The organism is Sphingobacterium zeae, assembly GCF_030818895.1.
Classification (GTDB): Bacteria; Bacteroidota; Bacteroidia; order Sphingobacteriales; family Sphingobacteriaceae; genus Sphingobacterium; species Sphingobacterium zeae.
Genome location: NZ_JAUTBA010000001.1, coordinates 451,388 through 465,962 on the forward strand (window position 1 = coordinate 451,388; position 14,575 = coordinate 465,962).

A 14,575-nucleotide genomic window follows, 5' to 3' on the forward strand; every position below is an offset into this window, starting at 1 on the left:
GTAATCCTTTTAAGTAATTTTCATTATAATCTCCAGTTGGTGCCGCATTGTATAGAAGCACTGCCAATTGGAACAACTTCCCTTCCATGGACAAATTTAAGAGAAATCCTGATAGTTTAAATTCACCTAAAAGCAAATTGCTTTTAGGCTGACAGGGCCTTGTGCATCCTCCAATCTTAAGTGCTCGATGATCCCATCAATGATGTCCGTATCATGCAGGGGGTGTATACATAATATAAGATCTTCTAGAATTTCAACTGATCACTGCATTTGAAAAAAATTACCATTAATATACTTTTTTTTGTTCGTTCCAATGGAAAGAGCAGAAAGATTTAAAATTTTAGAAGCGGAAACCTGTACTGAAATAAGGGTACCAGCCTTCATCCGATCTTGTCATCACAAAATGCAAGGGAAGTGCATTTGCGACGATGTAATATACGCCCCCACCCACACCTTGATGAAACTTACCACTATTGTAGCCTTTTGCCCATACTTTACCAATATCGTACATGCCCATGAGTCCGAATTCACCTGGAAGAACATAGCTCTTGACATCCTTTATTTTAAGACGTGCCTCTAAATTATTGTAAAGCATCTGCTGTCCTGCAAATCGATATTGGCGAAACCCTCTAAGGTTTTCGTGACCGCCTAGAAATAAATATTGATAGAATGTAGGATTTCCGACAACTGCTCCCCCGCCCGTTCTGTTGGCGAATATAATGCCTTTATTGAGTACACTAAAATATCCAGTTATCGCAGCATTTAACTGCGCCGAATTTTTTGAATACTGATTGAGTCCAAAATAAGAATTCAAATCGGCTTTGATATAGATTCCTTTACTTGGATTAATCTTTCGATTGCGTGAGTCTTGTGTTAAAAAAGCATTGATACCTGCAAAAGCTTTGTCTTTTGTAATTGACAGGCTATCGTAAGAATGTAAAGCCTGAGGATTTAGAATAAATCGATCTTCATTCTCATTTGGATCTAAGTGATAAAATTGGATATGTGGACCTACGGCAATGTTTAATGTGGATGAAGGTTTCCATCTTAACTGTGGATTGATATTGAAGATATTAAATCTGCTTCGGTAATATTTTGCACCATACTGTTCCTTTAAAAATGGTGAGTTATTTCCTACGCCGAAGAAATTCTGTGTGTTGTCAGGAGCTTTTGCTAAGGCATCGATAACAATATCAGCATCGCCGGCGGCAGCAGTCCATTCGCCTCTATAGTGAATTTTATACGCTCCAGTGCGAAAGGCGGTTGCTACGGTGAGCTGTTGCCTATAGGTAAAGGGGCTTTTTCTAAAGCCACGCTGATGTGTGTAAGCTGCTCCGAGTCCGAGGGAAATACCGTCGTCTGCATTATAGCCGGCAGTAACCAAGGGAAGCCAAGTATTGTACAAGTTTACCGGAACAAATTGTGTATTGATGCTATCTTGGGCATAATGAAGCTTTATTTTGTTCTTTTCACCGAGCATAACAGAATTTTTAGTGTTTTCGTAAAGATGTATCCTTGATCTGCTCTGATTGATAGTATAAGTCTTTGGTGTGCTATCGCCTATAATTCTTAGTTTGATGGGAGATTGTGCATTGTCGATGAAAACAGAATCTTTTCCATCACCTAAATAAAGGCGAATCTCTTTTGTAAGGGTATTTTTGTAGGTTTTGTCCATCAAAGTTTTGGTGACTTTGCCCACTTTGTTGATCTTCGAAACTTTGACTTTTAAGTTTTTACTTCCGGTGCTCCATATTTCTACTTTTTCGTTTTTGTCGCTGAGATGAATATCGACAATGTTATTGATAAAATTGTAATACTCTTCCATCGCAGTGGGCAGTGCATCACGGCGGCTTTGAAGTGTTTTGAAGATTTGTTCTCCACGAATAGTAATGGATGACTGCGGGAGGCTGTGTACGGATTGCCATAACACAGAATCTGTGAGGCGTGCTACAAATTGCTTGACCTCTTTCGTCCATTCCCTGTGGGAGAGCTGGTTGCTCGGATGAGCATTTAAGAATCGCGATTTGAAAAGAGAATAGCGAATGTCGGGAATGCCCATTGTGAATCCTTGCATGACCGGATTGACAAATTGCTGATAGATGTCTTTCATCAGGAAACCTTGCGTGACACGCAGTGCCTGGTCGCGATCGCGGGGAATAGGAATATAGTCTTTATCCTGATCTGTGCTATCTTGATTCTCATCGTACCATCGCCATTGATCCTCATGTCGGTCCCAATCACTGACCAGTACATCCAACATCCTTGCGCGTAGGTACGCTTTGGCTTTAAAATTGTCGTCATTATCTTCCTGCAACTTTCGCACAGTTTTAGGACTATTGTCTGAATCTCCGAGCGGTTCACGCTCCTCCAGTAGAGCTACTGTATGTTCAAAAAGTGGAGCATATTCGCCTAATAGGCTATCTTGTGCTACAACGCCAATGATTGGATGAGCGTGTGCGACGTTTACGGCATTGGCCAAGGCGGGTATCATCAGCGCGGAATAGGGATGCTGGGCACTGGTGGCATCATCCAATACATCCTGCACAAAGGTACCATGCAATTCTTCTGGTATAAGGGATTCAGTTCTTTTATTGACCGATCGCAACGCCCATTCCCTTCCCATAGAATCTGTTAGTCTTAAAGAAACCGATTGCATTCCACCGCCTTGTTTAACAGGACGCAGACCCCCATATAATGTTGAAAGTTGAAGCAGCGGCAGAGTGGTTTCCGCAGCCCATTCTTTGCGGTAGTTTTCGCCAAGGAAGAACTTTTTGAATTTACTGGCTTTACCATATTTTGCATTTGCAACGATACTTACACTGTCCTTGATGACGGTTTTAGCAAAGGACTTACCCTGCTGTGCAGGTGACTGTGTATGTTTTTGTTGTGAATAAACATGACTAGCAAGAAAAATAAGAAAGAATGGTACAACCTTTTGCATGCCTATTTTTGTTCAAATTTATAAATGATCCCTTTATCCTGATTACCGGCTTCGCTGCTGACGTAAAGATTGAATTTTGAATCAAAGTTAATGCCTTCAGGTTGAGGGAAGATCTTCGGATCTAATGGAGAGAGCGATTTTACACGAAAATTCTCATCGGTGACCACAAGGGTTTTGTCGACAGAAGATAAGATATACCATTCCTTACTGTCTGCTTTTTTAGCTAACGCGGAGGGTTTGAACGTTTTCTTAATTTTAGCATCAAATGCCTGAAGTTGATCAAGCTGGATGGCAAATTCTCCTTTCGGCTGAAATTGACCATGCTCGTCAATTGAAAAGACATAGCCAGAGGTTTGCGGTTGTTTTCTATCGACCTTGCATTCTTTACATAATACGTATGCCTGGTTACTTTCGCGGTCAACAAAAAGTCCCTCGTACTCTCCTTTTGGGAGTAAATTTTTCTGTTCAACAACGTTTTTTATATCGTCCTTTTCGGCAATCGGAAAGGAATAGATGCTGCCATTGCTCTTTAAGATAAAGAAATGTGTATTGCTTATCGAGATATCCTCATAGTCGCCATCTTTTCCGAAAGGGTTGAACGTGACTTTTTGTGTCGGTTGGTTAAACTTATAAAGAAAGCCCTGCTCGTCTTGGATGGCATAAATATCGTCATCCTGTCCCGCGAGGAAGGCTATTCCGGATATTTCTAACAATTCGTCTGGCAAACTCATTTTTATGCCCGAAGATAACGCATAGGGTATTTGTTGCGGTTTTTCAGCTTGAACATGAGCGAGCTTGTTGTTATTTTCCTTGGCTGTATTATTCGGGTTGCAGGCGAGAAAAATAGCCGAGACTAGACTTAAGATAGCTGTTGTATGTAGGATGGGCTTTTTCATATTTCTATTATTATATTTTCAATTGATGTGGTCGGGGCGTTTCAGAACGAGCTTAGATGCCATGTTTTTAGAGTCGGACTTTCAAGTTACTTATGTTGTTATGAATTACTTAACTGAATAGATATACGGTTCCATTTAGCTTTTAAATAATCAAGGATTTGCTGTTGCGAAACATTTTTATGCTGTGTTTCTATCGCTTGGTTTTGCCCCTTGTCATTCAGTGATGTAGCTTCGGTGTCGTCCGAAAACTGGATATCGAACATCTCCTGTATTTGATGTGCCAATTTCGGATCCAGTAACGGAAAACAGGTTTCTATACGGCGGTAAATGTTACGGTTCATCCAGTCTGATGAGCCGAGATAAACGAGCGTTTGGGTCTGATATTGAAAAATAAATATTCTTCCGTGTTCTAAATATCTTCCTACAATCCTTTTCACGGTGATGTTTTCACTTAGTTCTGGTACCTGCGGTTTTAGTCTGCAGATACCCCTGATCAACAACTCTAGCCGTACGCCTGCCCGGCTCGCTTCATATAATTTCTTGATTAACGATTCTTCTTCCAGATTGTTTAATTTAATTTTTATTGTTGTTGGAGCTCCAGCTTGAGCTGCATGGATGGCTTTGTCAATCAGCTCTAAAAACGTAAGCTTGAGGTTGAACTGTGCTACTAGTAGATGCTTAAATGATAGTTCATTTGGGTTGTGGGGTTTCCTTCGGGCTGGAAGAAACTCAAATAGCAAATTTAATTCTTGGGTCAGCAGCTTATTGGAAGTGATGAGGAAATAGTCTGTATAAACCTTAGCTGTTTTTTCGTTTAGATTTCCTGTACCCAGTAAAGCACTTTGTAGACCTGCCTGACGTTTGACCAGTGCTATTTTGGCATGAACTTTTAAGTTTGGGATACTGTAGGTGATTTTGACGCCCTGTTCTTTCATTAACCGAGCCCAATGAATATTATTCGCTTCATCAAAGCGCGCTTTCAATTCGACAAATACATTGACTCTTTTTCCATTTTTTGCTGCGGTAGCGAGTGCCTGTGCAATACGCGAATCACCGGCGATACGGTATAAGGTCGTGTAAATCTCATCTACGGTTGGATCTATCGCAGCTTCATTAAAAAAACGCAGTATGGGGTCGAACGATTCATAGGGAGCACAGATTAACAGATCTTCTCGGTCTATTTGGTCAAAGATAGATTCCCTGAAATTCTGATTCTTATTGATTTGCAGCTGTTTTGGATAAGAAAGTTCCGCTATTTTAATCGGAAATGAAAACAGATCTTTCAGATTGTGATAGTTTCCGCCTTCAACAATGCTACTTTTCCGTAGGTCGAATAAGGTTGCCAGTCTTTCAATTAGCCGCTCTGGTAGATTAGGTTGATAAAGAAAGCGCGTCGCATAGCCAAGATCACGTTTATTGAGCTCCGCTTCGATTTTCTGTGCAATATCTCCTTCAAATTCGTCTTGAAGATTTAACTCGGCATCTCTTGTGATTTTAAAGGAATAGAAACTTAATGATAAATTTCGTATAACCGTGGGCAGAAATGCTTTGATAATATCATCTATTAGGACAACATATTTGCCGCTATTGGTCTCGCAGGTGAAAAATCGACTGATATAGTTTGATGGGATGTTTAGAAAAGTTACTGCTCCTGTATTTTCATCCTCAACGGCGAAGTATAGCTGATTATTGTCTGGAAAAAATGACGTATCATCGATCGGAATAATTTGCAGATAGGAAGCAATTGTATTGAAGAAATAGTGTGCAGTTAGGCCATTTATTTCTGCTGGGATAGCTTGGTTGTAAATAAAAAATATACTTTCTTTCGCTAATTCTTGAATAATATCAGTGAGTAGGAACCCGAATTTTTCCTGTTGTTTGTGGATGAATTTTGACGCTTTTTTATATGTAGCGATGTCTATGTTAGGGATGAGCTGCTGCGGATTTTGTTTTATTATCTTTTTTCCAGCCATCAGTACAGGCATTCTAACGCGATAAAATTCATCGAGATTGGATGAAAAAATAGCTAGAAATTGCAGTTTTTCCAATAGAGGGACCTCTTTACGACCGGCTTGGTCAAGGACCCTATCGTTAAACGACAACCAGCTAATGTCTCTGTTGATATAAAGATCTTTCTTCGTCATCCGTATAAGTTTTTTGTTATGGCAGTTTATTTGGGAAAACATCGATACTTGATGTTGGCCTATTGTAAGCTAATGATTGAATTCATTGGAATTTTTGGATAAAAAAAAGAAAGTACATAGATTTGATTATGAAGTATTTAGACAGTCTTTATCGGAAATTAAAATAGGGTGGCTCCGATAAAAGAAACGACTGATATTACAAGGCCAAACATAAAAACTCCATATGCGTATCGTAGAAGTTTGTATTTCCTTCCTAATACCACCCCTTGTGAATAGACATCCTTTGTGAGCATGCCATATAGAAACTCAGAATCGACCATTACCTTTTGCATACCCTCGTTGTAATCATCGAGTTTCATTTTGTAAAAATTACCAAAAAAGAGCAGATTGACTGATTTTTGTTGAATTTCGTCTTTTGAAAATTTACCGGATGGAATTTTAGGAATTGTAGAGAGTATAGCCATCACCATGGTGGCTACCACGGCAGTTGTTAAGATAATTGTTGGGATTATAAGGTGTTCGTTTGCATCTAGTTTTCGAAATAAAACTGCAATGACGACAGAAAGGATAATAGAATTCACGGTTAATAAAATATTAGCCTTATTGTCTGCCATATCACTTAATCGCTGATTGTTTGATGAAGTAATCCGGAACATGGTCTCTATTCCGCGTTCAGGCTTGCCACTTTTCTCTTTGTCTTTCTTATCTTCTTTTTTATTTTCTTTGTTTTTCTTGATGGATTTCTCTTGTTTTTTTTCCAGTTCTTTTAAATTCATCTCCTTTTTGGCATTAAGTTTTTGTTGTGCATATTCGGTATGGTAATGATGGCTCATTAGGAGTTTGATCGTACCGGCTCGCCATACATCTTTGTCAATCTCTTTTCCTAACACCGCTTCCGCTTCTGCTTTCATAAGTTTATTTCTAGTAACAAAATCATCACTTCCAAAATGAAATAAGTCAGCATCGCAGAGAATTTGCTCAAGCAGATTTGTTGGATCCTGAGGCATTCGAGTTGCTAAAATACAACCTTTAATTTTTTCCTGTATGCCCTGCGGTATACCTTTTTCTCTCAGAAATTCCAAAGCAATTTCGACACTTCTCTTTTCATGGCCAATGGCATTGTTGGATTGAACGTATCCAAGATCATGAAAGTAGGCCGCGCTAATAACAATAAAGTGATCCTCCTCTCCTAATTGATAATTCAGTAAAATTTCCTCCGCCGAACTTACAACGGAACGTGTGTGTATCGTATTATGGAAGCAGTGGCAGACTGAAATATTTTCTGTAATATAATTTTCAGCGTATTCTTCTACCTGTTTTAAAAGCTGAGCATAATCTATCATGGATCAATATGATTTTATTTCGAATAAAGGTATCTTTAATATCTTTAATTTCTTAAAAATAAGGCCTTCTTATTATGTATTAACCTACATCAAATTTACAGAAAAAAGAGCTATTACAATAGCGATTAATTCTCTGCGCTATAATAAATACATTATTGGTATAACCAGATGGCTAATCCACTAATATTTCCATATAATACATCTCCTTGATGGGGTTTTGCCTAGATAAAGATGAAGTGAATACGATGTTTCAGGCTAATAATGTATCAATTTTACTCTTTTTATCCCTTAGTGTAGTTTTTGTTTACCTATAGCTTAGCCTTAAGTTAGGTTTAGTATGGGTTAAACCTATACTAAACCTAAACTAACCCTAACTAAACCCTAAACTAACCTATAACATGATAGCGTCTTTGATGCCTTCGATCGGCCGTCCTATACTACGCATTCGGCAGGCCGTTTACATTCAGCTCGGCGCTGTCTGCTGCATACAACCTGTGAAAGATACCTCGCTGTACTCCCCTGCCCGCAGAACCTTTCACCGGCCATCTTTCCCTGCAGTTCTGCTCCGGTAGGGCCCTTTCGAAAAAGAATCTCCCATCCTTCCAGGCAGTTATGTCCAAAATGAAAGAAATAAGAACAAAAGGCTTGGAAGTTTGTTTGTAAACTTCCTATCTTTGCACCACTCCGCAAGGGAGGAACGGTTGCTTCGAGAGAAGAAACCTTGAAAAAAGAAGGGTTTAATGTGAGTTAAACGCGGAAATCGAAAAAAAAGAAAAGAAAAAAAAGTTCATAATTTTTTTGGAAGTTCAGAAAAGATTTCTACCTTTGCAGTCCCAACGGAAACGGAGGGAAAACAAAAAAGATAAAGAGGGGCGCAATGTCCATCGGAATATAGCGGATACGGAAGTTGAAGCGACAAAGTTCTTTAAGAAAACACAATCATGTAAGCGTGACGAGTAGACAGACGAAAGTCATGAACAAATTCAAGTAATTGTTCCATTCGATCCAAGATCAGAGATATAAAAAAGAATTCTGATTATTTATAAATAGTTGGAATCAAAAACTTCATTTTACAATGGAGAGTTTGATCCTGGCTCAGGATGAACGCTAGCGGCAGGCCTAATACATGCAAGTCGGACGGGATCCGTCGGAGAGCTTGCTCGAAGATGGTGAGAGTGGCGCACGGGTGCGTAACGCGTGAGCAACCTACCTCTATCAGGGGGATAGCCTCTCGAAAGAGAGATTAAGACCGCATAACATCAACAGTTCGCATGTTCGGTTGATTAAATATTTATAGGATAGAGATGGGCTCGCGTGACATTAGCTAGTTGGTAGGGTAACGGCTTACCAAGGCGACGATGTCTAGGGGCTCTGAGAGGAGAATCCCCCACACTGGTACTGAGACACGGACCAGACTCCTACGGGAGGCAGCAGTAAGGAATATTGGTCAATGGGCGGAAGCCTGAACCAGCCATGCCGCGTGCAGGATGACTGCCCTATGGGTTGTAAACTGCTTTTGTCCAGGAATAACCCCAGATACGAGTATCTGGCTGAATGTACTGGAAGAATAAGGATCGGCTAACTCCGTGCCAGCAGCCGCGGTAATACGGAGGATCCGAGCGTTATCCGGATTTATTGGGTTTAAAGGGTGCGTAGGCGGCCTGTTAAGTCAGGGGTGAAATACGGTGGCTCAACCATCGCAGTGCCTTTGATACTGACGGGCTTGAATCCATTTGAAGTGGGCGGAATAAGACAAGTAGCGGTGAAATGCATAGATATGTCTTAGAACTCCGATTGCGAAGGCAGCTCACTAAGCTGGTATTGACGCTGATGCACGAAAGCGTGGGGATCGAACAGGATTAGATACCCTGGTAGTCCACGCCCTAAACGATGATAACTCGATGTTGGCGATAGACAGCCAGCGTCCCAGCGAAAGCGTTAAGTTATCCACCTGGGGAGTACGCCCGCAAGGGTGAAACTCAAAGGAATTGACGGGGGCCCGCACAAGCGGAGGAGCATGTGGTTTAATTCGATGATACGCGAGGAACCTTACCCGGGCTTGAAAGTTAGTGAAGGATGCAGAGACGCATCCGTCCTTCGGGACACGAAACTAGGTGCTGCATGGCTGTCGTCAGCTCGTGCCGTGAGGTGTTGGGTTAAGTCCCGCAACGAGCGCAACCCCTATGTTTAGTTGCCAGCATGTCATGGTGGGGACTCTAAACAGACTGCCTGTGCAAACAGAGAGGAAGGTGGGGACGACGTCAAGTCATCATGGCCCTTACGTCCGGGGCTACACACGTGCTACAATGGATGGTACAGCGGGCAGCTACATAGCAATATGATGCTAATCTCTAAAAGCCATTCACAGTTCGGATTGGGGTCTGCAACTCGACCCCATGAAGTTGGATTCGCTAGTAATCGCGTATCAGCAATGACGCGGTGAATACGTTCCCGGGCCTTGTACACACCGCCCGTCAAGCCATGAAAGTTGGGGGTACCTAAAGCATGTTACCGCAAGGAGCGTGTTAGGGTAAAACCGATAATTGGGGCTAAGTCGTAACAAGGTAGCCGTACCGGAAGGTGCGGCTGGAATACCTCCTTTCTAGAGTATCGCGGATCGGTACTCGTCACGTTACATATGATTGAATAAGAAGAAAAAAACATCAGAAGAAAGTGCCCGCCCCTAAGGGAGCAGGACCGAGAGAGACAGATGAACAGGAAATAGCTAGTCCCGTAGCTCAGTTGGTTAGAGCACTACACTGATAATGTAGGGGTCAGCAGTTCAAATCTGCTCGGGACTACGAAAAGTTAAGGGGAATTAGCTCAGCTGGCTAGAGCACCTGCCTTGCACGCAGGGGGTCAACGGTTCGAATCCGTTATTCTCCACATCTCCGGTAGGAACATCGACAGATGCTCCGAAGAAACAAACCGGAAAAAGAGTTCTTTGACATATTGAAAGAGAAAAAAAATTACAAGAGAAGACAACAGTATAGAGACAATACGTGTATGTGTTCGATGTAAAGAGGAGACCCTCGGTCCAGGCCGAACGAATCTTTACGTAGCATACGGGTATATATATCAAAAGCAGCCGCATAGTAGCAAAAGGCTATGCCGGTGAAGAAAGTAAATAAGGGCACACGGGGGATGCCTAGGCTCTCAGAGGCGAAGAAGGACGTGATAAGCTGCGATAAGCTTTGGGGATTGGCAAATGCGACTTGATCCAGAGATTTCCGAATGGGGCAACCTGGCTATTTGAAGAATAGCCGTATAAAACGCGAACGCGCTGAACTGAAACATCTAAGTAGGCGTAGGAGAAGAAAATAACAATGATTTCCCAAGTAGTGGCGAGCGAACGGGAAAGAGCCCAAACCGTTTATGTTACGGCATAGACGGGGTTGTAGGACCACGATATTGTACAATGCTATGAACTGGAAGCAGGTGGGAAACTGCGCGACAAGGGTGAGAGCCCCGTACAGGTAAAGAATGTTGACATAGTGGTATCCTGAGTACCGCGGGACCGGAGAAATCCTGTGGGAATCCACCAGCACCATCTGGTAAGGCTAAATACTCCTGAGAGACCGATAGTGAACCAGTACCGTGAGGGAAAGGTGAAAAGAACCCCGAACAGGGGAGTGAAAAGAACCTGAAACCGTGTGCTTACAAGCGGTTGGAGCAGGCAGGTCCTGTGACAGCGTGCCTTTTGCATAATGAGCCTACGAGTTACTCTTGTCTGGCAAGGTTAAGTCCTTCAGGGACGCAGCCGAAGCGAAAGCGAGTCTTAATAGGGCGGATAGTCAGATGAGGTAGACGCGAAACCTTGTGATCTACCCTTGGGCAGGTTGAAGTTGCAGTAACATGTAATGGAGGACCGAACCGATAAACGTTGAAAAGTTTCCGGATGACCTGAGGGTAGGGGTGAAAGGCCAATCAAACTGGGAAATAGCTCGTACTCCCCGAAATGTTTTTAGGAACAGCGTCGGCGTAGAGTTTGATAGAGGTAGAGCTACCGATTGGGTGCGGGGGAGTCAAATCCTACCAAATCCAGACGAACTCCGAATGCTATCAAATATAGCCGGCAGTGAGGCTTTGGGTGCTAAGGTCCAAGGCCGAGAGGGAAAGAACCCAGACCATCAGCTAAGGTCCCCAAATTCGTTCTAAGTTGAACTAACGAGGTCCGGTTGCCCAGACAGCTAGGATGTTGGCTTGGAAGCAGCCATTCATTTAAAGAGTGCGTAACAGCTCACTAGTCGAGCGGCCGGGCGTGGATAATAAACGGGCATCAAGAACGGTACCGAAGCTATGGATTTGCACTGAAAGATGTGCATCTGGTAGGGGAGCATTCCATCGCCGGAGAAGCAGTTTGGCAATGAACTGTGGAGGTTATGGAAAAGCAAATGTAGGCATAAGTAACGATAAGGCGGGTGAGAAACCCGCCCACCGAAAGACCAAGGTTTCCTGATCAACGTTAATCGGATCAGGGTCAGTCGGGACCTAAGGCGCACCCGAAGGGGGCAAGCCGATGGACAACTGGTTAATATTCCAGTACTCTTCATAACTGCGATGTGGTGACGGAGTAGTGACACTGCCGCGAACTGACGGAATAGTTCGTTGAAAGGCGTAGGTATTGGGGTTGTAGGCAAATCCGCAACTCCAGCTGAAACCCAATAGTACAGCAAAGCTCCGGTGGCGCTGATAGAGCAGGTAAACAGACTTCCAAGAAAACCCGCTAAGCTTCAGGTTATGAAGACCCGTACCGCAAACCGACACAGGTGGTCGAGGAGAGAATCCTAAGGTGCTCGAGTGAGTCATGGCTAAGGAACTCGGCAAAATGGCCCTGTAACTTCGGGAGAAGGGGCGCTGTCTCTGAGAAGAGCAGCCGCAGTGAAAAGGCCCAGGCGACTGTTTAACAAAAACATATGGCTTTGCAAAATCGCAAGATGAAGTATAAGGCCTGACACCTGCCCGGTGCTGGAAGGTTAAGAGGGGATGTCATCGCAAGAGAAGCATTGAATCGAAGCCCCAGTAAACGGCGGCCGTAACTATAACGGTCCTAAGGTAGCGAAATTCCTTGTCGGGTAAGTTCCGACCTGCACGAATGGTGTAACGATCTGGGCGCTGTCTCAGCCATGAGCTCGGTGAAATTGTGGTATCGGTGAAGACGCCGATTACCCGCAACGGGACGGAAAGACCCCATGCACCTTCACTATAGCTTAACATTGAGATTGGGTACAGGATGTGTAGGATAGGCGGGAGATGTTGAAGTGGCTTCGCCAGGAGTCATGGAATCAACCTTGAAATACCGCCCTTTCTGTATCCGGTTTCTAACTCCATTATGTGGAGGACATTGTTTGGTGGGTAGTTTGACTGGGGTGGTCGCCTCCAAAAAGGTAACGGAGGCTTTCAAAGGTAAGCTCAGTACGCTTGGTAACCGTACGTGGAGTGCAATGGCATAAGCTTGCTTGACTGTGAGACCGACAAGTCGAACAGGGTCGAAAGACGGACATAGTGATCCGGTGGTTCTGTATGGAAGGGCCATCGCTCAAAGGATAAAAGGTACGCTGGGGATAACAGGCTGATCTCCCCCAAGAGCTCATATCGACGGGGAGGTTTGGCACCTCGATGTCGGCTCGTCACATCCTGGGGCTGGAGAAGGTCCCAAGGGTTGGGCTGTTCGCCCATTAAAGTGGCACGCGAGCTGGGTTCAGAACGTCGCGAGACAGTTCGGTCCCTATCTGTTGTGGGCGTTGGAAGTTTGAGTGGATCTGACCTTAGTACGAGAGGACCGGGTTGGACAGACCTCTGGTGAACCTGTTATGCCGCCAGGTGTACGGCAGGGTAGCTACGTCTGGAATAGATAAGCGCTGAAAGCATCTAAGTGCGAAACTAGCCACGAGATGAGACTTCCTTATAGGGTCGTAGAAGATGACTACGTTGATAGGCCATAGGTGTAAAGGTTGAGAGACCAAAGCCAAGTGGTACTAATAGCCCGAAGCTTTCTCAAGCAGACAGACACTGTTGTCTTCCTCTTTAATTTTTGAAACAGACAGAAACGTAACTCTTTCAGTATATATGTCATTTGGCATGGATAACATGATATGGATATCATATATCAGCCAATAAAGATTTTTAGGTGCCTATATCGGCGGTGTCTACCTCTTCCCATTCCGAACAGAGCAGTCAAGCCCGCCAGAGCCGATGGTATTGCCGTAACAGGTGGGAGAGTAGGTCGGTGCCTTTTTTTACACGGAAGCCCTTGCTGGAAACAGTCAAGGGCTTCTTTCGTTTGTATGCTGCCCCCGACCGTCGGTGAGGTCGGTCCAGCGTAGGGCAGCCATCTGCCGTGTTCCTTTCCCATCCTTAACCCGATTCGGGTAGCAACAGCATGTACAATTCTGCCTTCTCTAAGATGAACATATTAAGCTGAACATATTAAGTGGAGGTTCGCCATTTCCTAATTTGAAGCTATCCTGCCAGTATTGGTTTACAGCAACAGCATATATAATCATACCTTCTCAGTGTTTATCTTGTCAAATCTAAAGTTTACAAGATCAACGTATACTAAGAATGGCACTATAAAATTAGCGAAGGATAGATCGAATTGAGAACACTCGTCAATGGATATCTCGCTAATACTTATACATGCTTGCTATGTTGTTAACTTTTATTCAGCGTATTATATGAGCGAAAATATAGCTACAAATTGTTTTCGCATTATATAAAGCATACAATGAGTCAGGTTACTAAAAAGCTGGAGTCGAAATCAGCGGGGAATATTTAGTAAAAGATATTGAGGGCTATGGGAGTTTAATCTTCCTCCGTATAAAAATCAATTAATGAAGATATATAGGGATCTTCCCAACCGCCCGAGATGTTTTCAAAGTCTTCATCGGGTATATTTGTCTGCCTAATTTCTAGGGACGTTCCTCTCTTATGTTCATGGAGTTTTAGTGTAACAATAGAGGGAGTGTCTGTTTCTCCAAAATACCATTCCTGTACGATTTTTGTCGAAGGTTGTAGTTCCAAGAACCGGCCAGTAATAGCTCCATCCCATAGAGAGAATTCTCCATTGACAGTAGCGTCTATGGACACCAGATCACCTGTCCATAGACGGGCCGTAATTTCAGTCGTTAATGCGAGATACAGCTCCTCTGGAGTTGCAGGAATAATAGCATATTTCTTGAATTCTTTCATAATGCAAAGTTACGCTTTCTTGTAATTTACCACTTATTTTGACTTCATTTTTATTTATCT

The 14,575-nt window shown here is 43.1% G+C and carries 6 protein-coding genes, 2 tRNA genes and 3 rRNA genes; 6 read left to right on the forward strand and 5 right to left on the reverse strand.

The features are described 5' to 3' along the window. Positions 1-340: 340 nt before the first annotated feature. The 4 genes from QE382_RS01970 to QE382_RS01985 all read right to left on the reverse strand — a co-directional run bounded on the left by QE382_RS01970 (position 341) and on the right by QE382_RS01985 (position 7,324). Positions 341-2,941, reverse strand: coding sequence for a BamA/TamA family outer membrane protein (locus QE382_RS01970; protein WP_307184465.1), 2,601 nt, complete (start codon positions 2,939-2,941; stop codon positions 341-343). 2 nt (positions 2,942-2,943) lie between these two features. Continuing rightward, positions 2,944-3,837 (reverse strand): hypothetical protein, encoded by an 894-nt coding sequence (locus QE382_RS01975; protein WP_307184466.1) that lies wholly within the window; start codon positions 3,835-3,837, stop codon positions 2,944-2,946. A gap of 98 nt (positions 3,838-3,935) precedes the next feature. Continuing rightward, positions 3,936-5,981, reverse strand: a complete 2,046-nt coding sequence (ppk1, locus tag QE382_RS01980; protein ID WP_307184467.1) for a polyphosphate kinase 1 — start codon at positions 5,979-5,981, stop codon at positions 3,936-3,938. Positions 5,982-6,139: 158 nt separating this feature from the next. Next, positions 6,140-7,324, reverse strand: a complete 1,185-nt coding sequence (locus QE382_RS01985; RefSeq protein ID WP_307184468.1) for a Pycsar system effector family protein — start codon at positions 7,322-7,324, stop codon at positions 6,140-6,142. 398 nt (positions 7,325-7,722) lie between these two features. On the opposite strand from QE382_RS01985, the gene QE382_RS01990 reads away from it, so the two are divergent. The 6 genes from QE382_RS01990 (at position 7,723) to rrf (ending at position 13,562) form a co-directional block, all read left to right on the forward strand. Further along, the gene (locus QE382_RS01990) at positions 7,723-7,896 is read left to right on the forward strand and encodes a hypothetical protein (RefSeq protein WP_307184469.1); all 174 of its coding nucleotides are present in this window, start codon (positions 7,723-7,725) and stop codon (positions 7,894-7,896) included. A gap of 500 nt (positions 7,897-8,396) precedes the next feature. Further along, positions 8,397-9,926: ribosomal RNA gene (locus QE382_RS01995) — 16S ribosomal RNA — on the forward strand. A 125-nt stretch (positions 9,927-10,051) separates the two neighbouring features. Next, positions 10,052-10,125, forward strand: a tRNA-Ile gene (locus QE382_RS02000). Positions 10,126-10,136: 11 nt separating this feature from the next. Continuing rightward, a tRNA-Ala gene (locus QE382_RS02005) sits at positions 10,137-10,210 on the forward strand. Positions 10,211-10,441: 231 nt separating this feature from the next. Next, positions 10,442-13,325: ribosomal RNA gene (locus QE382_RS02010) — 23S ribosomal RNA — on the forward strand. A 125-nt stretch (positions 13,326-13,450) separates the two neighbouring features. Then, positions 13,451-13,562 (forward strand): 5S ribosomal RNA (gene rrf / locus QE382_RS02015). Together the 16S, 23S and 5S rRNA genes with 2 tRNA genes alongside form the textbook arrangement of a ribosomal RNA operon. 566 nt (positions 13,563-14,128) lie before the next feature. Here rrf and QE382_RS02020 read toward each other — a convergent pair. Continuing rightward, positions 14,129-14,515 carry an SRPBCC domain-containing protein gene (locus tag QE382_RS02020; protein WP_307184470.1) on the reverse strand — a complete coding sequence of 129 codons (387 nt, stop codon included), beginning with the start codon at positions 14,513-14,515 and terminating at the stop codon, positions 14,129-14,131. Positions 14,516-14,575: the final 60 nt, after the last annotated feature.